The sequence below is a fragment of the Pseudomonas sp. Pse1 genome (assembly GCF_024519635.1).
Lineage (GTDB): Bacteria > Pseudomonadota > Gammaproteobacteria > Pseudomonadales > Pseudomonadaceae > Aquipseudomonas.
In genome coordinates this window covers 475665-502297 of sequence record NZ_JALJRO010000003.1, presented here as the reverse complement: position 1 = coordinate 502297, position 26633 = coordinate 475665, and the positions used below count along the sequence as shown (strand labels likewise).

Genomic DNA, 26633 nt, shown 5'->3' with positions numbered 1-26633 from the left:
GGGGGGGGGGGGGGGGGGGGGGGGGGGGGGGGGGGGGGGGGGGGGAAGGTTAGAACTTGATGCGCACGCCCAGTTGCATGCCTTGCGGGTTTTCGTTCGGCAGCGGGCTGTCCAGGCTCCAACTGACCGGGTAGCGGATCTCGCTGTCTCGGGTGTGATGGATGTAGGCGTACACCCCGTAGAGGTCGATGCTCTTGTCGTAGTTGTAGATGTAACCCAGGCTGATCGCCGCAGCATCGCTCAGGGCTTCGTCCTTACGGTCGTCCTTGTAGACGAAGCTGACCGTGGCATTGTGTTTGTTACCGAAGTTATGACGAACACCCAGTTGCAAGTCGTTGCCGTTGGAAGCGAAATCCACCCAAGGCGCGTAGGCGTAGTAGCCCACATAGCGGTGGTAAACCGCCGACAGATCGGTCTTGCCCATGCTGTAGACCGCCGTCAGATAAGCATCGGTGGACTGCTCCATGGTCTTGTGGTCCCACAGATTGCGTTGGTACTTGCGGTCCACGGCAGCCGAGAAATACCAGGGGCTGTCGGTCCAGCGATCGACAGCGAGGCTGATGACCTGCCCATCGCGGCTGCCATCGTCCTCGCCGTCGGTGACACCACCACGGAACTCAAAGCCGTCAATTCTCGGACTGATGTACATCAACAGGCCGTCTTCACGCCACGGCGCGTAGAACACCATGACGTTACTGATCAGGCTGTAGTCGTTGTTGTACAGCGGGTCGGCGTAACCATAGGCGTTGGCGGACGGGGTATCCCGGCGGCCCGCGCTGAGGGTTCCCCAGCGCTTGGAAATGCCCTCGAAATAGGTCTCGCGCTTGCTGATATCGTCATCTGAATGCGGGTTGTACTGCGCCTGATAGATCCAGTTCAGCGACAGGTCCTCGGTGACCGCCTCCTGCATATGCAGTTGCAGGCGGTTGGCGCTCAAGCCACCGCCGTTGGCACGTTCCTCGGTGTGACCACCGGACTTGGCCACCTCGTAGTTGACGTCAATGACCCCGGAAAGCTCGATCACGTCGATGCCCGAAACGTCCTTGAGGTCTGCGATGTCCGCGCAGGCGTAGCCACTCACCAGCGGCAGAATGAGTAAAAGCTTGTGCATTGAATGCTCCGATAGAACGAGTAGAGGCTCGCGACAGCACACCCCTGCTGTCGCGGCCTGGTTTCTTATTGGTCTTACTGTTCTTGCGGGTCTGGATCAGTCCCGGGGCGGCCAGGTCTTCGTCGGCGGCGCAAAGCTCGGCTCACCCAGCAACGGGGTCGAGAGTGCATAGAAGCCGTGGTTGGTGAAGACCCAGATCAGGTTGCGGTCGTACTCGGTGTAGGTGCCGTGCGTCAGGTTACCCATGGCCCAGCTCACGACGTTTTTGGTGTCGTACGGCGGTACGAAGTAGGCGCCGATCATTGGCTTGTCCGGGTTACGCACGTCAAACACCTGCACACCGGCGTTGTAGTAGGCATACGGCAGGATGCCGTCACGCGCGACGCCAGGCTGGGTGTAGTAACCACTGCGCTTGGGTCCGAAGCTGCCCTTGCGCTGGCAGTAGTCGGTGAAGCCAGCTTCGGCCGGCGGCGTCGGCAATGGCAGGGTGTGCTTGATGACTGGCTTGGTCGGGTCGCGAACATCCACGGCATAGATAGGCTTGACCGCCTCGTAGCAGTCCTCGGTCAGCGGGTAGCCGCTGAAGTAGATCAGCCCGGTTTTCTCCACTTGGCTCACATCAATACCGTCGCCTTCGGTACCGGCCACGCTGACCGGGAATTCGAGATGGCCGACCACCTTGAGGTTTGCCGAGTCGGTGATGTCGACCACATACAGGCCCATCCCGCCCATGGCCGCATAGCCGTATTTGCCGCCCTGCTCCACCGGTTTGGGAATGAACAGCGACGCCCGCGAGCCCATCCAGGAGGCACGGTTACCCGAGCGCGGGTTGGCCTTGAACACGGCCTCGTGCTCGGGATCGCCGATGATCTGGCCAGGCACGGTCAGCACGTCGAGCAGCTTGGGGTCGCTCGGGTTGGACATGTCCCAGGACTGATAGCCCGAGTTGTACAGGTCGTTGGGGTATTCGGTGAGCGCGTACTTGTCACTCGGTGCCGCCGCCACGTACATCACATCGCCGCCAAAATAGGCAGGAATGTCACGGGCCCCGGAGCCTTGTTGCTCACCGATCGGCGCATCCGGGTGCTCGATATCGGTGGTGCGGGTGGCGATCAGCTTCCAGTCCTGAGGCAGCGGGCCATTCATCTCATACACCTTGAAGCCTTTGAGGTGCTTGGATTTGCGGATGGCTTCGACCTTGTCCGGCTCACGATACTTGTCGCTCAGCACGCCAAAACGGCGGGTCTCGAAGGACTGCACCATGATGTTCTTGCCCAGCTTCTTGTTCCACTGGATAGACGCAGCGCCGAAGAAGTCGTCCGCCGGGTAGGGGTTGACCTCCTTACCCGGGCCGTCCACGCCCCATGGAGCGCCCTTGGCCAACAGCACCTTCACGTCCTTGGGATTGGTAATGTCAAAGATCTTCAGGTCGCGGCGCACGTACTGGTAGAGGTAGCGCTTGCCGGCGAAGTCGACGATGTTCTGCCAGGTGTGGAAAGGCTCGACCGTGATCGGGTAGTAGGCCTCGACCTTCATGTTCTTGATGTAGCTCTTGGTGTCCCAGTGATCCAGCTCGCCAGGGAACGGCTTACCTTCATGGGAGAAAGGCGTGGCGACCGGCCAGATGAACTTGCCGGTGGCTTTGTCCATGCCATAGCTGCCCGGTGCCGGCACCGGCGGAATGCGCTCCGGGCCCAGCTCGGTCAAGCGCTTGACCAGCGGATCGGTGATGTTCATCGGGGCATGCTCTTCGGCATGCAGGCCCGTGGTGGCGAAGAGAGCGACCACCAGCGACAGCGCAAGGCGACTGCGCGTGTGTCCGGTGGCAGGGTTAACAGAGAGCTGCATTGTTTTCATTATTTACTCCGTTTGGTAAAGCCCCATCGGGCAGTCTTTGTGCTCGTTGCCTGTGCGCAGGCCGCCACGCGCGGGGCGTCAGAAAATCTCCAGGGGGTAATCGGTGATCAGCCGAAAATCATCGAGGTCGCCGGAACCCTGATCGGCATTGGCGCGATGCCAGGCCTGACGCAACCGCAGGCTCAAGCCCTTGGCCGGCCCGGCCGCCACCACGTAACGCAATTCGATGTTGGTCTCGCGATGCGCGCCGTCGTCGCCATAGCGCCCGGCGTAGGGACTGCCGAGCGCAATCCCGCCGCCGTCGATCCGGCTGCCCTCGATGTAGCGGACCATCATTGAGCTGCCGGGCAGCCCCAAGGCTGCGAACGAATAGTCGTAGCGAACCTGCCAGGAGCGTTCCCGAGGCCCGTTGAAATCAGAAAATTGCGCCGAGTTGGGCAGCCAGATCGAGGCCCCCTGGTCGTTGCCGTTGCGACCCTTGCGATCGTTATCACCGACGCCGAGGTAGTCGAACGGTGTGTCGCCGTGGACCTTCTGCAGCCCGAGCAGGAAGCGGTGGCTGCCCAGGCGCAGGTAAGTCGAGGCGCCCAGCGTCAGGTTGTCGATCTCGCCGGCGCGTGCCGTGCCGGTCTCGGTGGTCCGGTACAGGGTCAGGTTCAGCCCGGCTTCACGCTCGTCTGCCAATGCAAAGCGCGAACTCAGATTCGCGTAGCCCTGGTACCAAATGTCCTCGAACTTCGCGCCGTACAACGCCAGCGAGTGCCCCGGCGCCCATTGCCAGGTAGCGCCGGCATAGTCGGCGCGCGGCGTGCTGACCTCAGCCATCACCGCCCATAGGTCACCGTCGGCGTTGGTGGTCACCGGACTGGTGGCCGAGGTGAAATGGCCAGCCTGCACATCCAGGTCATCGTGCTCGCGGCTGCGCAGGCTCAGGCCGGTGGCGGTCTGCGGCACGATGCGGAAGTGACTGACACCGAACACCGGGGTATCCGGGCGCTGTTCGCCCACCTTCAGTTCGGTCTTCGACAGCCGCAGTTTCAACGCCGCGCCGGCCTTGGCATATTCGTCGGCCGGCTCGCCGTTATCATGCACCGGCAGGTTGCGTGTGCCGGTCTTGCCCGCCGAGGCATCGAGACGCAGCCCCTGGTAAACGAACCCGTCCATCCCGAACCCGAGGGTGCCGGGGGTGAAGCCGGAGCTGAAGTCGAGGTTGATGCCTTGGGTCCAGTCACGCTGGTCTGGACGCCCTTCTTCCTTGCTGCGGTTGAAATAGGAATTGCGCAGCAACAGCTTGAGCTGGCTGCCCTCGACGAGACTGCCCCAGCCCTCGGCAGGCGCCGTTACCGCATGGGCCGGCAGGGCCAGAAGGCCCGAAATCAGGGGCACGGCTGAGCGAAATACGCGCATGACATCCTCGTACGACTTAATACTCATGGTCAGCGGGCAAGCCGCTCCCTACCCGGACGGCTAAGCGTCCGGGGACGGATTGTTCAGGGAATCGATGGCCCGATCTTTCGATCAGGCCAGGGCGGACTCAGTGCCGAATCGGCAGCGGGCGAGGCGCCTCACCCTCGACGGAGCGTGACTTGCGAAAGCGCAGGAAGTAGATCAATCCCATCACCAGCAGGAAGGGCACACCGCAGACCAGGGTCAGGGCGAACTCCTCGGTGAATAGCGTGGTCAGCATCACTGCAAGCATCAGCAGCAGCCCGGCCAGGCTGGTCCAGGGGTAGCCCCACAGACGGAACTCCAGGGACGCGCTGTCCTGACGACGGCGGAAGAACAGGTGGGTGAGGAAGATTCCGGCCCAGGTGAACATCGCGCCGAACATGGCGATCGACATCATCAGGGTGAAGGCGTCCTTCGGGTAGGCGATGTACAACAAAGTGCCCAGACCGATCCCCAGCGACGACACCAGCAGGGCCGCCAACGGCACACCGCGAGCGCTCAATCGCCCGAACAGTGCCGGCGCCTGGCCAGCTCGCGCCAGGCTAAACATCAGCCGTGACGTGATGTACAGCTGGCTATTCATCGCCGATAGCGCGGCGATCAGGATCACCCCGTTGAACACTGCTCCGGCGTAGGGAACGCCCGTCGCGTGCATCACCGTGACAAACGGGCTCTGGCCACCGTTGTTCTGCCCCCATGGCAAGATTGCCAAGACCAGTGCGATGGTCAGCAGGTAGAACACCACCAAGCGCACCACGGTGATGCGGAAGGCCTTGGTGACTGCGCGCTTGGGATCCTTGGCCTCACCCGCCGCGACCGCGATCATCTCGATGCTCAGGTAGCTGAAGAACGCCACGATGACCGCTACCCAGGTCCCCCACATGCCGTTGGGAAAGAAGCCACGATCATTGGTGTAGTTGGCGAAACCGATGGTCGAATCCGCTGGCGCCCCATAAACCACCCAGGCGCCCAACAGAATGAAGGCGACGATGGCGCACAGCTTGAGCAGCGAGAACACATACTCGATGGCGCCGAAGACCTTGACGCTGAGCACGTTGCTCAACACCAGCGCCGCCGAGAAGGTGATCATCCAGTAGCCGCCCGGCACGTCCGGGAACCAGTACTTCATGTACATCGCCGCAGCCGTGATCTCGGTGCCCACCGCAAAGACAATGGACGCCCAGTATGCATAGCGAATGAGGAAGCCGAACCAGGGCGCCACGTAGAACTCGGCGAACGAACCGAAGGAGCCCGACGTCGGATGGCGAACGGTCATTTCCGCCAGACAGCCCATCAGGAGCAGCGCGATCACGGCACCGATGCCATAACTCAGCAGCACGCTGGGACCGGCAAAGCCAATGGCAAAGCCGCTGCCGAGGAACAGCCCGGTGCCAATAGCGCCGCCAATGGCAATCATCGACAGCTGGCTACTGGTCAGGCTTTGTTTCAGGCCCTGCTCGCGCTGGACCAGGTTATCGAAAGAGCTTGTTGTTTTTGTCATATTCGAGTGCTCAGGTCTGGTCAAGGAGGAATCAGGTCACCGACTTCCTGGCGATGAACTGCGGCGCATTCCATTCGCCGCTTGCGAGAACCTCGCGCAGCGCCTGGACGCTGTCCCAGATGTTCACGTAGCTGTTATAGAGCGGGGCAAAGCCAAAGCGCAGAATGTCCGGGGCGCGGAAGTCGCCGATCACCCCACGGGCAATCAACGCTTGCATGACCGGGTAGGCATTGGCGTGCGCCAGCGACACCTGGCTGCCGCGCTGCGCGGCATCACGCGGCGAGCGTAATTCCACACCCAGGCCCGCCAACTGTTCGTCACACAGCTGAATGAACAGATCACAGAGGGCAACGCTCTTGTTGCGCAGCACCTGCATGTCGACGCCGTCGAACATTTCCAGTGACGCTTCCAGGGCCAGGATGCCCAACTGGGGAGCGGTGCCCACCAGCATGCGGTCGATGGTCGGGTGAGCCTCGTAGTCGTGGGTGAAGTCGAAGGGCCGAGCATGCCCGTGCCAGCCGGTCAGCGGCTGACGTACGTGCGGAATATGGCGCTCGGCGACATAGACGAAAGCCGGTGCGCCCGGCCCGCCGTTCAAGTACTTGTAGCCGCAACCGACGGCAAAATCGGCCTCTACGCCGTTCAGGTCGATCGGCATGGCCCCGGCGGAGTGGCACAGATCCCACACCACCAAGGCCCCGACTTCATGGGCACGCGCCGTGATGGCGGCCATGTCATAGCGGCGCCCAGACTTATAGTTAACGTGCGTCAGGGACAGGATCGCAACCTCTTCGTTGAGCGCCGCCAGCACCTCGTCCGGTTCAACGCAACGCAGCTCGGATCCGGTCAGCTCGGCCACGCCGGAGGCGACATAGACGTCGGTGGGAAAATTCCCCCGCTCGCCAAGGATCACCTTGCGTCCCGGTTGCATGCGGGTAGCCGCGACCAGCACCTTGAACAGGTTGATGGAAGTGGAATCGGCGACGATCACCTCATGGGCACCCGCACCGATCAGCCGGGCAATCTTGCCGCCCGTGCGCTGCGGCGCGGGGTACCAATCAGCATCGTTCCAGGAGCGAATCAGCCCCTGGGCCCACTCCTGCTTCAGCACTCGCTCAACGCGCGCCGGCACATGAGCGGGCATGGCGCCCAGGGAGTTGCCATCGAGATAGATCTCCCCGGACGGGAGATCGAATCGCCCACGGGATTCACCCAGAGGGTCATCGTGATCGAGACGTTCAAAATGCTCGCGGGTGAGCGGGACGGACAAAGACATGCGAATTCCTTTATTACTTGTTCTTCTGGAAAGGAGCGGCGGCCACCAGTCGGCGAACCCCTGCAAGGATTCGCCGCAAAATTGCGCGACGCATCCCGGTGCATGCAGGGATGTTACCCCCTGCCGTCAATTACCTATAAATAGAAAGAAGGCTCATAGCTATTACGCTTGGTAATACATGAACCGAATGTGCTCCTATTACGAAGGTTGAAAAATTGATTGCCGGATAAAAGGTGTATCGGCGCAACTCACCCCCAAGGATCGCCCTCCATGAAATTCGACCTCGCCTACTGCCTCAGCCTCGACTCCAAGCTGTCGATCTATGACGTGCGCGATCTTAATTTCGACGAGACCATGGCCTTCGATTCCGCCAAGGAGCGCTTCCAGTGCCCTAACGATGCCTGTCGCCTGGCCTTCGGTGCAGGGAATGTGCTGGGGACGATCAATGCCAAGAGCGTGAATTACATCCGGACGCCGCATTTCAAGAATGTGCCCAGTACCCGGCATGTCGAGGGTTGTCCCTATGTCAGCCTCAAGGCGCCAAGCGTCGAAAACGGGGAAACGGATGACGGGCCGGAGGAGCATTTTCCGTCGGAGTTGTTGCTGGCTCGGCGTGAGTATGTGCGCAAGCCGGTGAGTGCTTCTGCCGTTGCAGGCGACTTGCCTGTGCAGCAGCCTGAGACTTTATCCACTCGGCCGATCACGGCGTCCCCTGCCGCGGAGTCGGCGCCGGGCAAGACCAGTGTGTTTGCCCACCCGGTGGAATGTTTCGTTTCAAACTTCGCTAACAAGGAACTGCTCAAGCGCATGCCGCTGAAGATCGGCGAGCACAAGGCGTCCTACGCGTCATTCTTCAAGAAGATCGAATACCTGCAGGACAACCAGGGGTTGGTGTACTGGGGCAGGATCAAGGAGATCAAGGACTACACCCAGAGTTTTCGTATCGATTTCGAGAAGAAGGTCTGGTTCGAGAAGAAGCCCTACTCGGTCACCCTGTACCTGGGTAAAAAACTGATCGAGGGCTACCGCAAGCGCAAGGCGTTTCTCGAGGAGATCAAGCACGCCATTGAAAGCGAGCACGAGTTGTATTGCTTCTTTTATGGGGTGATGCCGCAGCTCAAGCAGGTACCGAGCAAGAAAAAACCTGATCAGACGTTCGGAGTGTTCAGTGCCAATATCGAGAATCTCGACCACTTCATCATCCGCGAGGCACCGGGCCTGGACCATTGACGGTCGCCCAGGATCACATTCATCAAAAAAATGAGTTTGATCCGGACGCAAAACAACTGTACAAAAACACAGTACTTATTGATTTGCCACTCAAACGCCCGGAGCAAGCCATGGCCTCAATTGCAATGAAAGTCACCCTGGAGCGAATCGCCCTGTTCCAGTTCACCCCCAAACACTGCGCCCAGGCGCGCGCCATGCTGGACTGGTCCGTTGCGGATCTGTCCCGCGAGTCCGGCGTCAGCGTAGAAGCGATCCAGCGGTTTGAAGCCGGTGCCGAAGTCCTCGAGGTCACGCGATTGGCCCTCACCTACCGGCTGGAGGCCGAGGGGCTGGTGTTCTTCCCCGGATTTGCCCCTGGCCGTGGCATGAGCGTCAGGGGGGTGGCGCCCAATCCAGTGGGGCGAGCGGATTTTGTGATGATCGAATAAAGGCGGCCCTAGCCCCTGGCAACCACCTGCTCGGTCGCCCCCTCGACCTCCAGCCACCAGGCGTGTCCGCTCGACGGTTGGTCAAGGTTGAACGCTTCACCCATCTGCGGCGTGGCGATGGACACATTGCGCTCCCAGGCCAAGGCCAGGATGCGATCGAAGGGTTCGTGCCAGGCGTGCATGGAAAGGTCAAAGGTGCCGTTGTGGATGGGCAGCAGCCAGCGCCCCTTCAAGTCGATGTGGGCTTGCAGGGTTTGTTCCGGCTGCATGTGGATCAACGGCCATTCGACGTTGTAAGCGCCGGTCTCCATCAAGGTCAGGTCGAAAGGACCGAATTGCTCGCCGATACGCTTGAAGCCATCGAAGTAGCCGGTGTCGCCGCTGAAAAAGATTCGCCTGTCCGCATCGATGATGACCCACGATGCCCACAGCGTACTGTTGCCGTCGAACAAGCCACGGCCGGAGAAGTGCTGGGAGGGCGTGGCTATAAAATGAATGCCGCCGACCTGGGTGCCTTGCCACCAATCCAGTTGGCGTACCTTACCGGCATCAACACCCCACTTGATCAAGGTCTCACCCACACCCAGAGGCGCCAGGAAGCACTGGGTCTTGCTCGCCAGAGTCAGGATGGTCTGATGGTCCAGGTGATCGTAATGATCGTGGGACAGGATCACTGCTTCGATTTCCGGCAGCTCTTGAAGGCTGAGGGGTGGCTGGTGAAAGCGTTTGGGGCCGGCCCATTGCACCGGGGAGGCACGCTCGGCAAAGACCGGGTCGGTCAGCCAGAACTTGTCTCGCAGTTTCAGCAGCAGGGTCGAATGTCCAAGCCGGAAGACGCTGTGATTGGGCGCCTCGAGTAACTGCTCGCGGGTCAGCCCTTGAACCGGAATGGTCCCGTCAGGTCGCGTGTTGCGCGGCTTGTTGAAGAGCATGTTCCAGAAGATTTTCAGGGTCTTGCGCAGCCCTGGTTGGCGTACTACGGCATGATTGCGATAACGCCCCTGTTCCTGTCGTGAGGTTTTCAAGGTGTTGGCGTTGTCCGCCAGGTAAGAAAAAGTGGCCATGTGCAAATGACTCCAGAAACCGATGAAAACGAGGATTTCTATGTGGAATTGAACTGGCCAATGCACGCACGCTTCAGCCGTAAACTCTAATTTTCACCCACAGAACTACACTGCACGGTGTAGTTTCTACATTGCATCAAAGCCGGGACTAAGTAAACTACCGAGTGTAACTCTTCATCTGACGTGTCGAAGCCCAGTTATGACAGCTCCCCAGCGACTCACCGAGCGTAAGCGCGAATCCATTGTCCAGGCGGCGATTGCCGAGTTCCGCGTCAGCGGTTTCGACATCACCAGCATGGACAAGATCGCTGCGACTGCCGGTGTGTCCAAGCGCACGGTGTACAACCACTTTCCGAGCAAGGATGAGTTGTTCACCGAAATCCTGCGCCGCTTATGGACCAATGTCACGGCCGAACAAGACACCGCCTACATTCCCGGTCAGCCACTGCGCGAGCAATTGCGCCACCTGTTGCAGTGCAAGCTGCAGATGCTTGCCGACGACAGTTTCCTCGACCTGGCACGCGTGGCCATTGCTGCAACCATTCACTCCCCGGAGCGCGTCCAGGACATGGTCCTGCGCATCGCCGAGCGCGAAGAAGCGCTGACCCTGTGGATTCGCGCAGCTCAGGCTGACGGCCAACTCAAGCCGGTCGATCCCGGATTCGCGGCCCAGCAGATGCACGGGATGCTCAAGGCGTTCGCCTTCTGGCCGCAGATTTCGCTGAATCAACCACCGCTGTCAGCCGAGATGCAAAGTACGGTGATTGAATCGGCGCTGGACATGTTCCTCACCTGTTATCAATGCTGAGCCGCCTTAAGCGCTGATTTGCGCTACGCTCCCATGCCTGTGAGTTTCGCGGGCTACGGATGCGCACCCGTGGGATAAATGACACTATTGGGCGATTGACCCCATCTTTGGAAACTTTGGAAAAACACGACAAGTTATTTCAAAGCGACACGAGTGCCTTTCATTCATGGAAAACCAACGCGGCAAAGGGCTGTCGTTTGCCAAGCGCATCTACAAACCCAGGATCATTGGCCTGGGCATTGGCTGCCTCAGCGTAGCCGCCGGCCTCTATTCATTGTCCCCACCCGCCTGGGTCTGGGGACTGCTGCTATTCAATGCTGCGATCTGGCCACACCTGGCCTTTCAACTGTCGTGCCGCTCGGCATTTCCCTACAAGGCTGAACGTCGCAATCTGCTGATTGATTCGTTGGCTGGCGGATTCTGGGCCGCCACCATGCATTTCAATCCCCTGGCGACGGTGACCATCCTCTCGATGATGGCGATGAATAATGTCGCCGCCGGAGGCGTACGCCTGCTACTTCAGGGCAGCCTCGCGCAGCTGGTGGGGATCGCCGTGTCCTGGAGTCTGCTGGGAAGCGGTTTTACATTCTCGGTCAGCCTGGTTCAGGTTTACGCCTGCCTGCCCATGCTGACCCTCTACCCTCTGGCTGTGGGCATGGTCTGTTACCAACTGGCGATTAAGCTGTCCGAGCACAAGCGCGCGCTGAGTGCCTTGAGTCGCACTGACAGCCTGACCGGCCTGTTCAACCACGGCGCCTGGAAGGATCTGCTGCAACTCTCCTTCCTTGAGTGCCAGCAACCCTCAACCACAGCCACCATCGGCCTGATCGATATCGACCATTTCAAGGCCATCAATGACACCTACGGGCACATTGTCGGGGACAGCGTCCTGCGCCAACTCAGCCTGGAGCTCAAACGCAACCTGCGCGAGAGCGACGTGGCGGGACGCTATGGCGGCGATGAGTTCTGCGTGATTTTGCCGAACCTGCCCCAGGATCAAGCCATCGAAGTAATGGAGCGCTTGCGCCTGGTATTCAGCCAGTATCGGCATCCACAGGTCGCTGCATTGAAAGTCAGCCTGAGTATTGGCCTGGCGACCTATCAGCCACGCTTCAGCGACGCGGCCCAGTGGCTCGACGAAGCGGACAAGGCGCTGTACAGCGCCAAGAGCAATGGTCGCAACCGCACTGACAGCGCCCGGATCACTGCGACGAATCCAGCCTGACTCCCGGCAACTGCGCCGGCAGGCGAATGGCGCGCGCCAATTCGTCAAACAACGTCACCACCGAGCGCAGCGCGCGACAGTCCGGGCGAGTCAGCAACCACAGGCTGCTGTCGTAACCGGCCAGCGGCTCGCCCACCCCTTGCATGCCTTGCGCCGGATCGATCAGAAAGTCCGGCAACGCCGCCACGCCAAGTCCGGCCCGCACCAATTCGGTAACGGCGAGCATGCTGTTACAGCGATAGGCCGGCTGCACGCCGGGCAAGTGCTGACGACGCCACGCGACAGTGGGGTGATCCGGCAGGAAGTCATCGGGGGCGATCCAACTGAGGTGTGACAGGTCGCACGGCCCCCTCGACTGCAGATAGTCGACACTGGCGCAGACCCTATAGGTCACCGCTGCCAAGCGTCGTCCAACCAGATGCTCCGGTGGCGAGCGCGTCAGGCGCAGCGCAATGTCGGCATCGCGACGACTGAGATTGGCAAAGTCATTGGACGTGCTCAACTCCAGGGTCAATGCCGGATAACCGGGCATGAATTGCTTCAGGGCCGGCAGCAACAAGGCGTGCAACACCGAATCGGTACAGGTCAGGCGCACCGTGCCGCTCACCACTTCCCCACCCTGCTCCACACCCACACGCGCAGCCTCCAACGCCTGCTCGGCACGTTCAGCCTGCTCGGCCAGGGTCCTGGCCAGGCTGGTGGGCAAATACCCGGCTCGGCTTTTCTCGAACAACGCCTGGCCCAATGCGCCTTCAAGACGGCGAACGCCGCGAAACACTGTCGACACATCAACCTTCAACAGTGCTGCGGCACGCGCCAGGGAGCCACCGCGGACCAATGCCAGGATCAGTACGAGGTCGGGGTAATCCAATTGATAGTGCGCTGCTGCATTGATCACTTGGGTAAACGCCAATATTGATTGCGTGAACGCCAATCTATAGTAGCCGCCAGGAATCAACCAGTCTCGGAGACCACCCCATGCACGCCACCCCGCCGCTGCGTATTGCCTTGATTGGCGACTACGATCCACAGATCACCGCCCACCAGGCTATTCCATTGGCCCTGGAACTCGCCGCACGGCACATCGATCGCGATGTTCAGTGGCAATGGCTGGCGACCGAATCGATCGCCGCCGATAGCGATTTTTCCCACTTCGACGGCCTCTGGTGTGTGCCGGGCAGCCCCTACCGCAACACTGATGGCGCGCTATGGGCGATTGGTTTTGCGCGAGAACGACAGCGACCGCTCCTCGGCACCTGCGGCGGGTTCCAGCATGCCGTGCTGGAGTTCGCACGCAATGTAATGGGTTGGGCCGACGCTGAACACGGAGAAACGGCGCCTGAAGCAGCGCGTGCCGTGATCGCGCCACTGACCTGCGCGCTGATCGAAGCCATCGACCAGATCCAGTTAGTCGAAGGCTCACTGATCGCCAAGGCCTACGCCAGCAAACAGATCAGCGAAGGCTATCGCTGCCGCTACGGGATCAATCCGGCTTTCATCGACGAACTGCTGAACCAGGATCTGCGCGTCAGCGGCCAGGATGCGCGCGGCGAACCTCGGGCGATCGAGTTGCAGGCCCATCCGTTCTTCGTCGCCACCCTGTTCCAACCCGAACGCGCTGCGCTCAAGGGCCAACTGCCGCCGTTGGTCGCGGCGTTCGTCGAGGCCTGCGCGAGGAACCAGCGATGATCGCCACGACGCCACAACCGCCCTACTACGCAGTGATCTTCACCTCGCTGCGCAACCCGGGGGATCAGGGGTACGCCCAGGCCGCAGAACAAATGCTCGAGCTGGCGCGCGAACAATCGGGGTTTCTCGGCGTGGAATCGGCACGCGGCGACGATGGACTGGGAATTACCGTGTCGTATTGGAGCAGCGAAGAAGCGATCCGCGCCTGGAAACACCACGCTGAACACAGCGCCATCCGTGAGCGAGGTCGCTCGACGTGGTACATCGCCTTTGAGACGCGAGTGTGCAAGGTCGAGCGTGCCTACGCGTTCAGGTCCTGACCCGCACCGCCGTAATCTGCGGCACATCGACCCGGCGCATGTATACCCGCAACGGTTCGCTGATGTTGATCCGCTCATCGATGTTCTGGTCCAGCAACAGCTGGATCAGTTCGCGTTTGAGGGTCATGGCGTGCTCCGGGCCGGGCGCCCAGACGAATTCATTGCTGGGGATGATGCCGTCATCGGCGACATCCATGCCGAACGAATCTTCGCTGAAGCGCACGATGTACTGGCCGGTCTTGCGATTGAGGCCGACGAAACCCTGGAGTTGATCGGCGGCCTGGCAGATAAGTTCAGAAGTGATGCGCATGGTAAACCTCACAAAAGGTCGGGGCGGACCGGTGATCAATGGTTTACACGCAGGGCGAGCGATCGGCGTTCCCTCTGCCGGGGAACCTGCCGGGGCCTAGAGTACTGCAAAGGTGCGAAAAAAACCGAGGAGGATGGGGGCATTCTGCGTGCTCGAATCATCATTGACGTTTTTCGCGAGCAGACTCGCTCCCACAAAACCGCATTCGCACAGCTTTATGTCGGTGATGCGATAGCACAACAGTCACTCAGTTGTTAAAAGGTATTCCTCTTGCAATGCGACTGACGAAAGGACTTCGACCATGCCTGCCCACTTTTCCCAAAACGCCCTGCTGCTGAGCCTGCTGCTCGGCGTCGGCCAGCTACAGGCTGCCGAGCCCGCAAGCCCCAAGGCGGTGGCAACGGCCAATGGTATTCCGCATCCGGCGGTGATCGCTCATCGGGGCGCTTCTTTCGATGCACCGGAGTCTACCGCCGCAGCTTACAAGCTCGCGCGCGACCTCGGCGCCGACTATCTGGAGTTGGACCTGCAACGCAGCAAGGACGGCGTGCTCTTCGCCCTGCACGACGACAATCTGCAACGCACCACCGACGTCGCCAGCAAGTTTCCCGAACGCAAGAACAGCCCGGCCAACGAATTCACCCTGGCCGAACTGAAAAGCCTGGATGCCGGCAGCTGGTTCAACACGGCCTATCCGGACCGCGCCCGCCCGGCCTATGCCGGCCTGCAAATCCTCACCCTCGACGAAGTCATCGACATCGCCCAGGGCAATCCCCGGCACAAACCCGGCCTGTACATCGAGACCAAGGAGCCCAAGCAATTTCCCGGGATCGAGCGCGACCTCAGGGATAAGCTGCAAGACCGTGGCTGGCTGAGTCCGGCCGGATCAAAACTGGCGAAAAGCGAACTGGCTGTTGGCCAGGGGAAAGGCAAGGTAGTGCTGCAGACCTTCGAAAAGAGCAGCCTGCAAAAGCTCCAGGAGGAAATGCCGCAAGTGCCGAAAATCCTCCTGCTATGGGTGGCGGAAGGCAGCATTGAACCTCAATCGAAGGTGAAGTTTGCCGATTCCGGGGACCAGGACAAAGCCACCTTCTATGCCCGGCAACAACCGAAAGACAACGCAGCCTTCGAGCAATGGGTCGACTTCGCCAAGGCCAGCGGCGCAATCGGCACCGGCCCTTCGGCGACCCGCTCCGACCTCGGCGACCAGAGCTACAGCAACCTGGTACAACCCTGGATGAACCGGTACACCCACGACCTGGGGATGCTGGTGCATGTCTACACCCTCGATGATGACGTCGACTTCAAAAGCGTCATGGATGCCGGTGTCGACGGCATCTTCACCAACCGCGCCAGCGAACTGCTCAGCTACTACAAGCGCCCCGCAACCGGCACCGTGGCCCAGTTGCTCGAACGCAACGGGTTCTAAATGAGTCAGGCCCATGAGTGGACCGGGCAGCTTTGGCTGGGGCGTGATTATGGCCTGGTGTTCGGCAAGCTGGGGCGTACCGCGCCCCATGCGCATTATGCCCATCAGTTGATCATCGCCACCGGGCAGCCCGTCACTCTTGAACTGGACGGCGTGACACAAACAGCTCACCGGATGTTTATCGAATCGCTGCGCCCCCATGCGATTGTCGAGGCCGGCGACCAGGTCTTTAGCCTTTATGCCGAGCCCTTGATGTTCGATGCGTTGGTCCTGCAGGACCACCTGCGCGATGTCGAACCGACACAGCCCTGCCTCGATCAAGCGCTGCAAAGCTGCCCCCGCCGCCAACTCGACGACCCGCGTATCAGCCGGGCGCTGATGGCATTGGACAACCTGCTCAACGGCAAAGTCGCGGCTGCGACGCTCGCCGAGCAAGCCAACGTTTCCCTGAGCCAACTGGAGCGGCTGTTCGCCCAACAGGTCGGCTTGCCGGTGCGTCGCCTGGTGTTGTGGCGCCGTCTGCGGTTGGCCATGGCCCTACTGCTGAGCGGCTGCAACGTGACCCGCGCGGCCCATGAGGCGGGCTTCGCCGATACCGCACATTTGTCGCGCACGCTGAAAAAAATCTTCGGCGTGACCGCCAGCCAGGGCCTCGGCGCTATCGATATTTGCCTGCGCGCCTAGGTATCAGCGACGCAGCCCTTGAGGCACTGCGGGCTCTTCGCCCAGCTGTTCAGGCAGGAAAGGATCGAGCAACTGATCGACATAGCCCTTGGGAAAATCCGCGCGATTGCCAATCCCCAGGTCACCATCGCGAATCCCATGGGGTGGGTTGTGCAGCGCGGTGCCCAGCAGTCGGTCCCACAGATTGAAGAACAAGCCGAAGTTCACGTTGCCCGCCGCGCCATATTTCATGTGGTGCAAACGGTGCACCGGCGCCCAGGCAAACACGTAGGACAACCACCCCGGCTGCATATCGACATTGGAATGCTGCAGCAGCAATTGCAGGCTGATGGCGTACGCCAGCAACACCGCCACCTCCATGGGAATGCCCAGCAGGATCAACGGCAGGAACCCCACCGCCGCCTCCAACATCTGGTGCAGCGGATGTTTCATCAGGCCATTGAAACCGTAGAGCCGCTGGACGCTGTGATGCACCGCATGCAGACGCCACATCCACGGCACCTGGTGACTGGCGTAATGGGTCAGGCTGATACCCGCGTCGGCAATCAGCATGGCCAGTAACAGCTGCGTCCAGAGCGGCCAATCCACGGGCCAGATGCCCTCGAATGACAGCACCGCCACCAGCCCCGGCAACATCAGCAAGGCCGCCGCATTGCACGCTTCATTGACCAGCGCATGGGCCACATCGCGCCCGCTGTCGCCCTGGTCGCGGTTCCAGCATGGCTCATAGGGCAGCAGGTGTTCGGCGAGGAACGAGACCAGCAGCGCGCAGAGAAAAAAAACCAGCAGCCACCAGGCCGAAAGCCCGGTCCTGCCCACCAGCGCTATACCGCCGCCAAGAAACCCGGCAAGGAACATCGGTGCATAAAGTACTGCGAACAAACGTTTCATAAGAGCCTCCATTGATCTGGCTCCAGCATGTAACGCCCGAACGTGTAGGGATTGAACAAACGGCGCAAAGCCCCCATGTCGTAGATTAAGGATGAATTAAGTTGCAACCATTAACCTGATTCCACTTAAACAGCTCAGACCAAGGAATGAACCATGAAAACGTTGACCACCCTGTTCACTGCCGCTGCCCTGACCCTGTCCGCCGGTTTTGCCATGGCCGACGTGCGTCCTGACCAGATTCCTGGCCTGCTCAAGTCGGGCACCATCATGGACTTTGAAAAGCTCAACCAGGCGGCTCTGGCCGTGCACCCAGGCACCACGGCGGCGAACATCACCGACACTGAACTGGATCACAACGCCACCACTGGCACCTATGTCTACGAAGTGGAAATCCGTGACGCGAAGAATGTCGAATGGGATGTGAAGCTCGACGCCAAGACCGGCGCCGTCCTGAGCAACGTCCAGGACAAATAATCGTCCAAACGAAAAAGCCGCACACCCTCAGGGCTGTGCGGCTTTTTTCGTTCCCGCCGAGTGCTTATGCACTCAAGCGCGCTGTCACTTCATTGAGCTGACCCGACAAGCCGTGCAGATTGCTGCTCGCTGCCTGCGTGCGCTGCACATTGTCCAGGTTGGTGCTGGCAATACTGGTGATTTCAGTGAGGTTGCGCGAGATGTCTTCGGCGACCGAGGTTTGCTCTTCAGCCGCCGTGGCAATTTGCCGGTTCATGTCGCGAATGGCCTCCACCGACTCGGTGATGCGCTCAAGCATGGCCCCGGCCCGGGTCACTTGCTCAACACTCTCGTCACTGCGCGACTGACCGCTTTCGATCGCCTGCGCGGCGTCCACCGCGCCGGTTTGCACGCTCTGGATAATCTGATTGATCTCGATGATCGACGCTGCCGTGCGCTGGGCCAGGCTGCGCACCTCATCGGCAACCACGGCAAAACCGCGCCCGGCTTCCCCGGCACGCGCAGCTTCGATGGCGGCGTTGAGTGCCAGCAGGTTGGTTTGCTCGGCAATGCCGCGAATCACCTCCAGCACCTTGCCGATACGCCCGCTATCCGTTTCCAGGCGGCGGATCACCGTCGCGGTGTTGGCGATCTCACCGCGCATCTGGGTGATGGCGTCGATGGTGCTCTGCATCACCTGCTCACCCTGTTGTGCCGACTGGTCGGCATCGTCGGCGGCCCGCGCGGCATCGGCGGCGTGTCGGGCAACTTCCTGGGCGGTGGCGGACATTTCGTTCATCGCCGTCGCCACCTGATCGGTGCGGCTGAACTGTTCGTTGGTGCCGTGGGACATCTGCCCGGCAATCTCATTCAGTTCACCGCTGGCGCTGTCCAGATCAGTGGCGCTACGTTGCAGGCGGGCAAAGGTCTCGGCGAGAAAATCACGCAAGGTGTTGGCCGCCAGCGCCAGGCGACCCAGTTCGTCCTGGCGATCGTTGGCCACTCGCGCCGAGAAACGTCCCTGGCTCAACTGCGCGACGTACTCGATCAGGCGCTGGATTGGCTGCACCAGATGCCGGTTGACCAGCCACAGGCTGAACAGGCCAATCAGCAACCCCGAGATCAACATCACCACAATGCCCAGCAGCACGGTGCGCTCGGCACTGTTGCTGATCGCAGTTGACTGCTGATTGCCACGCTGGCGCAGTTCGTTGACCAGTTCACTCATCTGCTCGCTGGTGGCGCGGTCCACACCCTTGACCGCGTTATCACCCGCCGCCGGATCGGCCCCGGCTGCCCGATAGGCCTCCAGCCCCTGCTGATAAGCACTGCCCAGCGCCCGGTGCGCGTCGCGCAGGCTGTCGATGCGGGCCTTGAGTGCGGGCTCGATGGCCGGCTGGCGGCTCAGTTCACCAAGGATGTTCTGTACATCGCCCTGGCGTGCCTGGAACTGCTGCCAGTATTTGTCCCGGTCGGCCGGCTGCTTGCCGCGCAGCAGGACGTTCTTCCACTCCTGCACCTGAATCTTGAATTGCAGGTTGGCCTCATCGATCAACTGCGAGGTGTGCAGCGGCCCCTCGATCAACTGTCGGTAACTCTGCACGCCGCTGGAGAGCAGGTAAAAACAGGCCAGGGCGATTAACAACATTGCAACCAGGCTGCCACTCAGCAGCGCGAGGATTTGAGCTCTCAGGGACTTTTGCAAAAACATCGAGGGATATCTCACGACGGGAATAATGCGGACAGCCAAGTGGGGACCCGGCTGCACAGACCAGCCTAGGCGTCATCGGCCTCGGCACGCATTTCTTGAGCGGCGCCGACCAGCGGTTTAGAGCGCTTGGCGCCAGTCGTCAAGCTGTCACAAAACGGTCAAATCGGCTTGCCATGATGCCGCTCGAGCGACGTTGTGATTGACGCAGCGAGCGCGCCCTCCCGCGAGACGCCATGAACTACAGCATCGATCACCGCCACCGCGACGCCGATCTTTTTGGCCTGCTCTATGGCTTCAGTTTTCGCCCCGGTGAACGGGGTCGTGAGATTGAATCGGCCGAGGCCCTGCAACGCCTGCAGCAGCCGGCCAGTGAAGACGAATTTCTCTGGCTGCACCTGAATCTCGCCCACGCCGCCTGCGAGCGCTGGATGAAAGCCCACCTGGCGCTACCCGACGAATTCTTTGAAGCGCTGCACGAAGGCTCGCGCTCAACGCGAATCGAGCACGTCGACTCGGCCTTGCTCGCGGTGGTCAACGACGTGGTGTTCAACCTCAGCAACCTACAATCCTCGGACGTCTCGACCCTGTGGGTCTGCGCCCGCAGCCGACTGATCGTCAGCGCCCGCCTGCAACCGCTGCACTCGGTGGACAAGCTGCGCTCCTCAGTCAAGGCCGGCGAGTGTTTTCGCTCGCCCCTGGAATTGCTGGTGCACCTGTTGCGCGATCAGGGCGAAGTGCTGACCCAGATCGTGCGCAAGACCAGCCTCAGCGTCGACCAGGTCGAAGACCAGTTGCTATCCTCCCGGCTTTCGACCAACCGCGCCGAACTGGGCGCCAACCGCCGCGTGCTGGTGCGCCTGCAACGCCTGCTGGCGCTGGAGCCGGGCTCGCTGCTGCGGCTGCTCAATCGTCCGCCGCAATGGCTGCAGAAAGAGGACGTCAAGGAGTTGCGCAAATCCACCGAAGAATTCGCCCTGATCATCAACGACCTGACGGCCCTCGGCGAGCGGATCAAACTGTTGCAGGAAGAGATCGCCGCCAACCTCAATGAACAGAGCAACCGCACGCTGTTCACCCTGACCGTGGTCACGGTGCTGGCGCTGCCGATCAACATCATCGCCGGCTTCTTCGGGATGAACGTCGGCGGCGTGCCGCTCTCGGGCGATCCCGAAGGGTTCTGGATCCTGGTGGCGCTGGTGGCGTCCTTTACCCTGATTGCCGGACGCTGGGCGTTTCGCAAGCGCGGGGATTACTGATCAACGACTGCATGCGCGCACGCTTCTGGCCAGCAACATACGCTCGCGCACCACGTCGTAGGCCCAGTGGTAGACATAGGTGTACGGCAGGAAGAACAGCAGCACGCCGATGTCGAGAATCAACGCCTGCAACAGGCTGACGTTCAACCACCAGGCAATCAGCGGCACACTGACAGCCACCAGCCCGCCTTCGAACAGCAACGCGTGAATCACTCGAGTGAAGGCACTGGGCGTCAGCTTCAAGCGCTTGAGCAGGCGATCGAACAGGCCGTTGAAGAGCACGTTCCAGGCCAGGGCAATCAGGCCGATGGCGATGGTGGCGACGCCCATGTCGACCACCGGCTTGTCCATCAGCCACGCCAGCAGTGGCGTGCACAGCAGGACGGCGAGCAATTCGAAACCGATGGCTTGGCCAATACGCTCGGTGAGGGATTTTTGCTTGGTCATGATCCAATGCCTTTACAAGTGAACAGGGTTGCCATCATCTGCCACGATGCCGATACTTCATAACCAGTAACCATCGATCAAGGCGATAGTTCATGGCCTCACATGAAGTGCTGCTGGCCTTTGTCCAAGCAGCGACCCAGGGCTCGTTTTCCGCCGCCGCACGCAAGTTGGGCAAGAGTCAGTCGACCATCAGCGCGGCAGTCGCCAGCCTGGAGATCGACCTCAACGTCACGCTGTTCGACCGCAGCAGCCGCAAGCCCGGCCTGACTTCGGCCGGGCACGTGCTGCTGCAGCGTGCCGAGGAAATTCTCGCGGCCACCAGCCGCCTGGAAATGAGTGCGGCGCAGTTGGCGCAGGGGGTGGAGGCGAAGCTGACCATCGCCATGTCCGACACCTACCAATCGGATCGATTTGAAGCGGCCCTGAGCGAGTTCGAACAGCGTTACCCGGACCTCGAACTGGAATGCCTGATCGCCGAATGCGACGACTTGATCGCCCTGGTGCAAGGCGGTCGCGCCCATATCGGTTTCGCTGAAATGCAGGAGCATTACCCGCCGGACCTGGATCGCGCGACGGTCGACGAGCACACCGAAATCGCCCTGTTCGTGTCTCCTGCGCACCCCTTGGCCACGCTGGCGAAGATCGACCGGCAAGTGCTTCAGCAACATCGCGAATTGCGCCTGGCAACCATCATCAATCCCTATGAAAGCCGTGCGCTGGGTCGGGTCTGGTCAGCGCCCAGCTACCTGATGTTGCTGGAAATGGCCCAGGGTGGTTTCGGCTGGGCGCCTCTGCCGCGTTGGCTGGTGGCGCGTTTTGGCCCAGGCACATTGCAGGAACTCAAGGTCCGTGGTTGGCCAAAGCCGGTGGCGGTGGACGCGCTCTGGTCACGTTTGAATCCGCCGGGACCGGCGGGCAGTTGGATGCTGGCGAAGATGCTCGAATGACCTCAGGTGGCAAAAACCCAGCCTGAGGGGTGTCAGCCCAGTTCGCGCAGGCGCTGCTCGATAAAGTGTTGCTCGGGGACTTGCCGGGTCAGCTCCAGAGCCCGGCGATAGGCAGCCCGCGCCTCATCCATGCGCCCCAGTTGGCGACAGAACTCACCCCGCGCCGAATGCGCCAGGTGATAGTCGAGCAACTCACCGCGTGCGAGGATCTGCTCGACCAACTGCAATCCGGCCAAGGGGCCATCACGCCGCGAAATGGCCGCTGCGCGATTGAGCTCAATCACCGGCGACGGCAACGCCTGCAGCAGGACATCGTACAAGCCGACGATCTGCGCCCAGTCGGTGTCGGCGGCGCTCGGTGCTTCGGCATGCACCGCCGAAATCGCCGCCTGCAGACAATAAGGTCCGATATCGCGCAGGCTCAAGGCGCGCTCGATCAAGGCGCAGCCTTCGGCAATCATGGCCGCGCTCCACAGCGAACGGTCCTGCTCATCCAACAAGATCAGTTCGCCAGTGGGCGAAGTGCGCGCCGGACGTCGCGACTCGTTGAGCAGCATCAACGCCAGCAGCCCCATGACCTCGGGCTCTGGCAGCAACTCCATGAGCAGGCGACCAAGGCGGATCGCTTCGCGGGTCAGGTCCTCGCGGGTCAGCTCAGTGCCGACGGACGCCGAATAACCTTCGTTGAACACCAGGTAAATCACCCGCAACACGCTATCAAGGCGCTCAGGCAATTCAGCCAGGGACGGCACCTGGTAGGGAATTTTCGCGTCGCGAATCTTCGCTTTGGCGCGCACGATGCGCTGGGCAATGGTGGCCGGTGTGGCGAGAAAGGCCCGGGCGATTTCCTCGGTGGTCAGGTCGCAGACTTCACGCAAGGTCAGCGGCACTTGCGCATCGGCGGCGAGTGCCGGGTGACAACAGGTGAAGATCAACCGCAGCCGATCGTCTTGCACGTCCTCAACACTCCACTCGGCCTCTTCCAATGCTTCAAGTTGCGCCACCAGTTGTGCCTGGGACGCAGCGAACCGCGCGCGCCGACGCAGGCCGTCAATGGCCTTGAAGCGCCCGGTGGAAACCAGCCAGGCCCGGGGATTATCCGGCACACCGTCGCGCTGCCAACGCTCGACCGCGACGAAGAAGGCTTCATGCAGGGCCTCTTCGGCCAGATCGAAATCGCCGAGCAAACGAATCAAGGTCGCCAGGATCCGCCGTGACTCGTTACGGTAGACCGACTCGACCAGCGCCTTGACCTCCTCGCCGGGCATCAGTCAGGCATGTCCGTGGTGACCAGCGTCACCAGCCGATCCAGACTCTGTCCCCAGCCATCATGAAAGCCCATGGCCTCGTGTGCCTGCCGATCCTCCTGGTTCCAATGCATGGCGCGGGCGGTGTACAGCGTTTTTCCGTCGACCTCATCGAAGGTCACTTCAGCCGTCATGAAAGGCTTGCCGGAGGGAATCCAGCCCGGCTTGAACGCATCGGTGAACACCAGCCGCTGCGGAGCCTGGATCTCCAGGAACACGCCGCTGGTGGGATACTCGCTGCCATCCGGAGCGCGCATCAGCGTACGAAACTGGCCGCCGACCCACAGGTCCATTTCGCATTCGGGGGTGGTCATGCCGTGGGGCCCCCACCATTGAGCGAGCAACTTTGGCTCGGTCCAGGCGCGAAACACTTTGTTGCGTGGCGCATCAATCAGCCGACTGATGACCAGTTGGTGGTCAGCCGGCTGCGGGCCGGCGTTGGAAATGCTCATGAATAAACTCCTGTCTTATGCTTGTTATCAGAGATTCAGTTCACGGATGGGACGGACTTCGACACTGCCGACCCGGGCGGCCGGAATCTTCCCGGCGACCTGGATGGCTTCGTTCAGATCCTTGGCCTCGATCAGGTAGAACCCGGCCAATTGCTCCTTGGTTTCGGCAAACGGGCCGTCGGTGATCGACAGCTTGCCGCCGCGCATGCGCACCGTGGTGGCGGTCTGCACCGGCTGCAAGGCCTCGGCGGCGAGCATCCGGCCACTGCCCTGTACCGATTCGGCGTAGGCCATGCATTCGACGTCCTCAGGGCTGTCGGGCGAGCTGTGCAACAGGTGTTCGTCGCTGTAGACCAGGCATAGGTATTTCATAAGGCTCTCCCACTGCGGGCTGATCAACTATGGCTGCAGATTGCAGGTTTGGCGAAAAACCCGACGATTAGGGCTCAAGCTCGAACAACGCCGCGCCGCTGACCATGTCGAAGGGGGCCGACCAGTGCTCGTGGACAATCCGCCATTGCCCGGCGATGCGTTGATAACCGGCGCTGGCACGCATCCAGCAGCCTTTGGTTTCGCCCTTGTCGTCGGTGCCACCGCAGTGCACCAGCCAGTGGGCGAACGCCAAATCCTGGCTTTGGGTCACCTGAAGTTCGGCGAACTCGAACAGGTGCGGACCGGGGCAATACGTCATGCATTCTTCCCAGTGCGCGCGGTAGGCGGCCTTGCCCTTGAATTGCAGAGCCTTGACCGCATCGAACGAGACGATGTTGTCGGCATACAGGCCCATTAAGGTGTCGATGTCCTTGGCCACCACCGCCTTGCGGTAGTGCTCGATCAGGGTGTGGACTTCAGTGTTTTCCATCGGCGCGTTCATCACGGCTCTCCTGCTGTTTTATCGGAAGACACCCTTAGTCGACTGACACACAGCGCATTCGACAGCGTGAAGAAAAAAATCTGTCCGACTGCAAACGGGATAAAATCCGAGCCTTGATTTCGCCGGATGACGGACACCTCAGTGGCTACTCAACTCGTTCCTTATGCGCGGCTTTCGGCGCTACAACGCCAACAGGTGGAAGCTATCGAGGTTCACCCCGCGCAAAAGCTGTTCAGCGGCGATATCCATGGCGCCCTGCATTCCTTGGGCGCGGCGGCTGGCGATGCGATCCAGGGTTTTGCGCTGATCGCCGACGACATTCCCGTGGCCTTCCTGCTGCTCAAGCGCCCGCCCTTCCTGCCAACCTGGGCCCACGAGGACACCGCCTCCCTGCACGCACTGCAAGTCGACCGACGTTGCCAGGGCCAGGGTTATGGCAAAGCCTGCCTGCAAGCCCTGCCGGACGCTGCGCGCCGAGCCTGGCCGCAGATCAAGGGCCTTGAATTGTCGGTGGATACTGACAACGAAGCGGCGTTGGCGCTGTACCGGCAACAGGGCTGGGTCGACAGCGGCGACGCCTTCAAGGGCCGTATCGGCTACGAACGGCGCATGGCCCTGGCGTTCTGAAAAGACCTACAGATCCAGCGCCATTTCATGCCAAGCCAGGCCGCCGTGGTCTGACTCGGAGGCTTTGAGGTAGGCAAAGCCAAAGCCTGCATACAGGCGGATGTGCTGCTCGCGGCACATCAGGTTGATGCGGATCTTGCCCAGCTCGCGCATGCGTGTGATGAACTCGCCCATCAACACTTTCGCCAGACCCAGGCCCTGGTAGTCCGGGTGCACCACTACCGACATGATCACCACCTGCGGGCCGTCCGGGTCGTGGCCGATCATCTCCTTGAAGGCTTCATCGGCCATTTCCACCTGATACGCGGCACCCGAATTGATAAACCCGGCAACCACGCCATTGATTTCAGCAACGATAAAACCCTCGGGCCAGGTCTCGATACGGATGGCGATTTTCTCGCGGGTGGCCGCTTCGTCGCCCTCGTAGGCCTCGGTTTCGATGGCAAAACAACGGTCGAGGTCAGCGGCGGTAACCTGACGAATGACAGGCTTGGAAGCGTTCATGGCGAAAGTCCGGACAAGAAAAAACGGGGTTTGGATCATAATCGATCCAGCCCCCCGCCGGGGGCTGTGGCGTTCGAATGCTGTCGCCCGTCAAAGCCCCGGAAGACTGACCGGCGCGGCCGCTCCGACAAACTCGTTGTAGCCGGATAGGATCACGTAAACCGCGAAATAACAGAAGATCGCTGCAGATGCCATGTAGGAATAGCGCAGCAATTTGTCCCCCAGCAGCTTGCCGCCCTGGGTCGCCGCCAGGCACAGGCCGGCACTCCACAGCAAGCCGGCGCAGAAGAACCCGGCCAGGAACAAACCGGCACTGGCCGGGCCGCCGCCACCGGAGCGGGCAATCAGGGTGCCGCCTACCGCGGCAAACCAGAGAATCGCGCTGGGCGAGGACATCGCCAGGAACACCCCGCGCAAGAACTCGCGACGATGGGAGTCGCCGCCAGCCTCACCTGCCGGCGCCAGCACCGCGCTGTGGTGGATCGCCGAGTAAATCATCTTCGCCGCGAAGTACAGCAACAACACTGATCCACCGATCCACAGCACCCAGCGCACCGCCGAATACTGCAGCAACACGGTCATTCCGGCCAACGCCAGCACCGCGTAGATCAGATCGCCGAAGCAGGTCCCCAGACCAAGGGCAAAACCCTGTAGATACCCGCGCTGCATGGCCAGGGTAATCATTGCAATGTTGGCCACGCCGATGTCCAGGCACAGCGAGAGGCTCAGCAGAAAGCCGCTGGAAAACTCCATGGTTCATTCCGTTCAAAAGTCAGTAGGTCA

General features: G+C 61.1%; 29 protein-coding genes. 12 read left to right on the top strand and 17 right to left on the bottom strand.

The window, feature by feature from the left end:
• Window positions 1-49 precede the first annotated feature (49 nt).
• From NR126_RS07415 to kynU, 5 genes are all read right to left on the bottom strand, one after another.
• Complete coding sequence (locus tag NR126_RS07415) at window positions 50-1111, bottom strand: porin (RefSeq protein WP_027619919.1); 1062 nt, start codon at window positions 1109-1111, stop codon at window positions 50-52.
• A 96-nt stretch (window positions 1112-1207) separates the two neighbouring features.
• Window positions 1208-2968, bottom strand: a complete 1761-nt coding sequence (locus NR126_RS07410) for a hypothetical protein (RefSeq protein ID WP_218187467.1) — start codon at window positions 2966-2968, stop codon at window positions 1208-1210.
• 78 nt (window positions 2969-3046) lie between these two features.
• The gene (locus tag NR126_RS07405) at window positions 3047-4375 is read right to left on the bottom strand and encodes an OprD family porin (RefSeq protein WP_256829961.1); all 1329 of its coding nucleotides are present in this window, start codon (window positions 4373-4375) and stop codon (window positions 3047-3049) included.
• Window positions 4376-4502: 127 nt separating this feature from the next.
• Window positions 4503-5918 carry an amino acid permease gene (locus tag NR126_RS07400; RefSeq protein WP_027619917.1) on the bottom strand — a complete coding sequence of 472 codons (1416 nt, stop codon included), beginning with the start codon at window positions 5916-5918 and terminating at the stop codon, window positions 4503-4505.
• A 31-nt stretch (window positions 5919-5949) separates the two neighbouring features.
• Complete coding sequence (gene kynU, locus NR126_RS07395) at window positions 5950-7194, bottom strand: kynureninase (RefSeq protein WP_027619916.1); 1245 nt, start codon at window positions 7192-7194, stop codon at window positions 5950-5952.
• Window positions 7195-7464: 270 nt separating this feature from the next.
• On the opposite strand from kynU, the gene NR126_RS07390 reads away from it, so the two are divergent.
• Window positions 7465-8424 carry a hypothetical protein gene (locus tag NR126_RS07390; RefSeq protein ID WP_256829960.1) on the top strand — a complete coding sequence of 320 codons (960 nt, stop codon included), beginning with the start codon at window positions 7465-7467 and terminating at the stop codon, window positions 8422-8424.
• 110 nt (window positions 8425-8534) lie between these two features.
• Window positions 8535-8852 (top strand): helix-turn-helix transcriptional regulator, encoded by a 318-nt coding sequence (locus NR126_RS07385; RefSeq protein ID WP_027619914.1) that lies wholly within the window; start codon window positions 8535-8537, stop codon window positions 8850-8852.
• Between the two features lie 8 nt (window positions 8853-8860).
• Here the strand turns inward: NR126_RS07385 and NR126_RS07380 are convergent, their stop codons facing one another.
• Window positions 8861-9916, bottom strand: coding sequence for an MBL fold metallo-hydrolase (locus NR126_RS07380; protein ID WP_027619913.1), 1056 nt, complete (start codon window positions 9914-9916; stop codon window positions 8861-8863).
• A gap of 199 nt (window positions 9917-10115) precedes the next feature.
• On the opposite strand from NR126_RS07380, the gene NR126_RS07375 reads away from it, so the two are divergent.
• Together NR126_RS07375 and NR126_RS07370 are read left to right on the top strand one after the other, a co-directional pair.
• Window positions 10116-10724, top strand: a complete 609-nt coding sequence (locus tag NR126_RS07375; protein WP_256829959.1) for a TetR/AcrR family transcriptional regulator — start codon at window positions 10116-10118, stop codon at window positions 10722-10724.
• Between the two features lie 166 nt (window positions 10725-10890).
• Window positions 10891-11949, top strand: a complete 1059-nt coding sequence (locus tag NR126_RS07370) for a diguanylate cyclase (RefSeq protein WP_256829958.1) — start codon at window positions 10891-10893, stop codon at window positions 11947-11949.
• Here NR126_RS07370 and NR126_RS07365 read toward each other — a convergent pair.
• Window positions 11927-12907 carry a LysR family transcriptional regulator gene (locus NR126_RS07365; RefSeq protein ID WP_256829957.1) on the bottom strand — a complete coding sequence of 327 codons (981 nt, stop codon included), beginning with the start codon at window positions 12905-12907 and terminating at the stop codon, window positions 11927-11929. The two genes, NR126_RS07370 and NR126_RS07365, sit on opposite strands and share 23 nt — an antisense overlap.
• A gap of 20 nt (window positions 12908-12927) precedes the next feature.
• Here NR126_RS07365 and NR126_RS07360 point away from each other — a divergent pair, with 20 nt between their 5' ends.
• Window positions 12928-13638: a CTP synthase gene (locus tag NR126_RS07360; RefSeq protein ID WP_027619910.1), complete on the top strand. Its 711-nt coding sequence runs from the start codon at window positions 12928-12930 to the stop codon at window positions 13636-13638.
• Window positions 13635-13958, top strand: coding sequence for an antibiotic biosynthesis monooxygenase (locus tag NR126_RS07355; protein WP_027619909.1), 324 nt, complete (start codon window positions 13635-13637; stop codon window positions 13956-13958). The genes NR126_RS07360 and NR126_RS07355 overlap by 4 nt, the downstream gene beginning before the upstream one ends.
• On the opposite strand, the gene NR126_RS07350 is transcribed toward NR126_RS07355, so the two are convergent.
• A complete protein-coding gene (locus tag NR126_RS07350; protein WP_027619908.1) occupies window positions 13948-14268 on the bottom strand; it encodes a DUF2025 family protein in 321 nt (106 codons plus the stop codon). The genes NR126_RS07355 and NR126_RS07350 overlap by 11 nt on opposite strands.
• Window positions 14269-14569: 301 nt before the next feature.
• Here NR126_RS07350 and NR126_RS07345 point away from each other — a divergent pair, with 301 nt between their 5' ends.
• Entirely contained in the window at window positions 14570-15697 is a 1128-nt protein-coding gene (locus NR126_RS07345; protein WP_027619907.1) for a glycerophosphodiester phosphodiesterase, read from the top strand.
• Window positions 15698-16381, top strand: a complete 684-nt coding sequence (locus NR126_RS07340; protein ID WP_027619906.1) for a helix-turn-helix domain-containing protein — start codon at window positions 15698-15700, stop codon at window positions 16379-16381.
• A gap of 3 nt (window positions 16382-16384) precedes the next feature.
• Here NR126_RS07340 and NR126_RS07335 read toward each other — a convergent pair whose 3' ends face one another.
• Window positions 16385-17272: a sterol desaturase family protein gene (locus NR126_RS07335; RefSeq protein ID WP_105753848.1), complete on the bottom strand. Its 888-nt coding sequence runs from the start codon at window positions 17270-17272 to the stop codon at window positions 16385-16387.
• A 153-nt stretch (window positions 17273-17425) separates the two neighbouring features.
• On the opposite strand from NR126_RS07335, the gene NR126_RS07330 reads away from it, so the two are divergent.
• A complete protein-coding gene (locus NR126_RS07330) occupies window positions 17426-17746 on the top strand; it encodes a PepSY domain-containing protein (RefSeq protein WP_027619904.1) in 321 nt (106 codons plus the stop codon).
• A 64-nt stretch (window positions 17747-17810) separates the two neighbouring features.
• Here NR126_RS07330 and NR126_RS07325 read toward each other — a convergent pair whose 3' ends face one another.
• On the bottom strand, window positions 17811-19436 hold the full coding sequence (locus NR126_RS07325; RefSeq protein ID WP_256829956.1) for a methyl-accepting chemotaxis protein: 1626 nt from the start codon (window positions 19434-19436) through the stop codon (window positions 17811-17813).
• A gap of 233 nt (window positions 19437-19669) precedes the next feature.
• Here NR126_RS07325 and NR126_RS07320 point away from each other — a divergent pair, with 233 nt between their 5' ends.
• Window positions 19670-20692 carry a transporter gene (locus tag NR126_RS07320; RefSeq protein ID WP_027619902.1) on the top strand — a complete coding sequence of 341 codons (1023 nt, stop codon included), beginning with the start codon at window positions 19670-19672 and terminating at the stop codon, window positions 20690-20692.
• Here NR126_RS07320 and NR126_RS07315 read toward each other — a convergent pair whose 3' ends face one another.
• Window positions 20693-21139 (bottom strand): multidrug/biocide efflux PACE transporter, encoded by a 447-nt coding sequence (locus NR126_RS07315; protein WP_027619901.1) that lies wholly within the window; start codon window positions 21137-21139, stop codon window positions 20693-20695. It lies immediately after the preceding gene.
• A 92-nt stretch (window positions 21140-21231) separates the two neighbouring features.
• Between NR126_RS07315 and NR126_RS07310 the strand changes: the two genes are divergently transcribed.
• On the top strand, window positions 21232-22086 hold the full coding sequence (locus NR126_RS07310; RefSeq protein WP_256829955.1) for a LysR family transcriptional regulator: 855 nt from the start codon (window positions 21232-21234) through the stop codon (window positions 22084-22086).
• 32 nt (window positions 22087-22118) lie between these two features.
• Here the strand turns inward: NR126_RS07310 and NR126_RS07305 are convergent, their stop codons facing one another.
• From NR126_RS07305 to NR126_RS07290, 4 genes are all read right to left on the bottom strand, one after another.
• Window positions 22119-23354 carry an RNA polymerase sigma factor gene (locus NR126_RS07305; protein WP_256829954.1) on the bottom strand — a complete coding sequence of 412 codons (1236 nt, stop codon included), beginning with the start codon at window positions 23352-23354 and terminating at the stop codon, window positions 22119-22121.
• Window positions 23354-23845, bottom strand: a complete 492-nt coding sequence (locus tag NR126_RS07300) for an SRPBCC family protein (RefSeq protein ID WP_027619898.1) — start codon at window positions 23843-23845, stop codon at window positions 23354-23356. The genes NR126_RS07305 and NR126_RS07300 overlap by 1 nt, the downstream gene beginning before the upstream one ends.
• 27 nt (window positions 23846-23872) lie before the next feature.
• On the bottom strand, window positions 23873-24217 hold the full coding sequence (locus NR126_RS07295; protein ID WP_027619897.1) for a YciI family protein: 345 nt from the start codon (window positions 24215-24217) through the stop codon (window positions 23873-23875).
• A gap of 67 nt (window positions 24218-24284) precedes the next feature.
• The gene (locus NR126_RS07290) at window positions 24285-24719 is read right to left on the bottom strand and encodes a nuclear transport factor 2 family protein (RefSeq protein WP_027619896.1); all 435 of its coding nucleotides are present in this window, start codon (window positions 24717-24719) and stop codon (window positions 24285-24287) included.
• A gap of 141 nt (window positions 24720-24860) precedes the next feature.
• On the opposite strand from NR126_RS07290, the gene NR126_RS07285 reads away from it, so the two are divergent.
• A complete protein-coding gene (locus tag NR126_RS07285) occupies window positions 24861-25346 on the top strand; it encodes an N-acetyltransferase (RefSeq protein ID WP_105753932.1) in 486 nt (161 codons plus the stop codon).
• Window positions 25347-25352: 6 nt separating this feature from the next.
• On the opposite strand, the gene NR126_RS07280 is transcribed toward NR126_RS07285, so the two are convergent.
• Complete coding sequence (locus tag NR126_RS07280; RefSeq protein WP_027619894.1) at window positions 25353-25850, bottom strand: GNAT family N-acetyltransferase; 498 nt, start codon at window positions 25848-25850, stop codon at window positions 25353-25355.
• A gap of 90 nt (window positions 25851-25940) precedes the next feature.
• Entirely contained in the window at window positions 25941-26603 is a 663-nt protein-coding gene (locus tag NR126_RS07275; protein WP_256829953.1) for a LysE family translocator, read from the bottom strand.
• Window positions 26604-26633 lie beyond the last annotated feature (30 nt).

Bases quoted from the DNA above. Each gene is read 5' to 3' on its own strand.
- NR126_RS07415 (WP_027619919.1), bottom strand. From the start codon at position 1,111: ATGCACAAGCTTTTACTCATTCTGCCGCTGGTGAGTGGCTACGCCTGC.
- NR126_RS07410 (WP_218187467.1), bottom strand. From the start codon at position 2,968: ATGAAAACAATGCAGCTCTCTGTTAACCCTGCCACCGGACACACGCGC.
- NR126_RS07405 (WP_256829961.1), bottom strand. From the start codon at position 4,375: ATGCGCGTATTTCGCTCAGCCGTGCCCCTGATTTCGGGCCTTCTGGCC.
- NR126_RS07400 (WP_027619917.1), bottom strand. From the start codon at position 5,918: ATGACAAAAACAACAAGCTCTTTCGATAACCTGGTCCAGCGCGAGCAG.
- kynU (WP_027619916.1), bottom strand. From the start codon at position 7,194: ATGTCTTTGTCCGTCCCGCTCACCCGCGAGCATTTTGAACGTCTCGAT.
- NR126_RS07390 (WP_256829960.1), top strand. From the start codon at position 7,465: ATGAAATTCGACCTCGCCTACTGCCTCAGCCTCGACTCCAAGCTGTCG.
- NR126_RS07385 (WP_027619914.1), top strand. From the start codon at position 8,535: ATGGCCTCAATTGCAATGAAAGTCACCCTGGAGCGAATCGCCCTGTTC.
- NR126_RS07380 (WP_027619913.1), bottom strand. From the start codon at position 9,916: ATGGCCACTTTTTCTTACCTGGCGGACAACGCCAACACCTTGAAAACC.
- NR126_RS07375 (WP_256829959.1), top strand. From the start codon at position 10,116: ATGACAGCTCCCCAGCGACTCACCGAGCGTAAGCGCGAATCCATTGTC.
- NR126_RS07370 (WP_256829958.1), top strand. From the start codon at position 10,891: ATGGAAAACCAACGCGGCAAAGGGCTGTCGTTTGCCAAGCGCATCTAC.
- NR126_RS07360 (WP_027619910.1), top strand. From the start codon at position 12,928: ATGCACGCCACCCCGCCGCTGCGTATTGCCTTGATTGGCGACTACGAT.
- NR126_RS07355 (WP_027619909.1), top strand. From the start codon at position 13,635: ATGATCGCCACGACGCCACAACCGCCCTACTACGCAGTGATCTTCACC.
- NR126_RS07350 (WP_027619908.1), bottom strand. From the start codon at position 14,268: ATGCGCATCACTTCTGAACTTATCTGCCAGGCCGCCGATCAACTCCAG.
- NR126_RS07345 (WP_027619907.1), top strand. From the start codon at position 14,570: ATGCCTGCCCACTTTTCCCAAAACGCCCTGCTGCTGAGCCTGCTGCTC.
- NR126_RS07340 (WP_027619906.1), top strand. From the start codon at position 15,698: ATGAGTCAGGCCCATGAGTGGACCGGGCAGCTTTGGCTGGGGCGTGAT.
- NR126_RS07335 (WP_105753848.1), bottom strand. From the start codon at position 17,272: ATGAAACGTTTGTTCGCAGTACTTTATGCACCGATGTTCCTTGCCGGG.
- NR126_RS07330 (WP_027619904.1), top strand. From the start codon at position 17,426: ATGAAAACGTTGACCACCCTGTTCACTGCCGCTGCCCTGACCCTGTCC.
- NR126_RS07325 (WP_256829956.1), bottom strand. From the start codon at position 19,436: ATGTTTTTGCAAAAGTCCCTGAGAGCTCAAATCCTCGCGCTGCTGAGT.
- NR126_RS07320 (WP_027619902.1), top strand. From the start codon at position 19,670: ATGAACTACAGCATCGATCACCGCCACCGCGACGCCGATCTTTTTGGC.
- NR126_RS07315 (WP_027619901.1), bottom strand. From the start codon at position 21,139: ATGACCAAGCAAAAATCCCTCACCGAGCGTATTGGCCAAGCCATCGGT.
- NR126_RS07310 (WP_256829955.1), top strand. From the start codon at position 21,232: ATGGCCTCACATGAAGTGCTGCTGGCCTTTGTCCAAGCAGCGACCCAG.
- NR126_RS07305 (WP_256829954.1), bottom strand. From the start codon at position 23,354: ATGCCCGGCGAGGAGGTCAAGGCGCTGGTCGAGTCGGTCTACCGTAAC.
- NR126_RS07300 (WP_027619898.1), bottom strand. From the start codon at position 23,845: ATGAGCATTTCCAACGCCGGCCCGCAGCCGGCTGACCACCAACTGGTC.
- NR126_RS07295 (WP_027619897.1), bottom strand. From the start codon at position 24,217: ATGAAATACCTATGCCTGGTCTACAGCGACGAACACCTGTTGCACAGC.
- NR126_RS07290 (WP_027619896.1), bottom strand. From the start codon at position 24,719: ATGAACGCGCCGATGGAAAACACTGAAGTCCACACCCTGATCGAGCAC.
- NR126_RS07280 (WP_027619894.1), bottom strand. From the start codon at position 25,850: ATGAACGCTTCCAAGCCTGTCATTCGTCAGGTTACCGCCGCTGACCTC.
- NR126_RS07275 (WP_256829953.1), bottom strand. From the start codon at position 26,603: ATGGAGTTTTCCAGCGGCTTTCTGCTGAGCCTCTCGCTGTGCCTGGAC.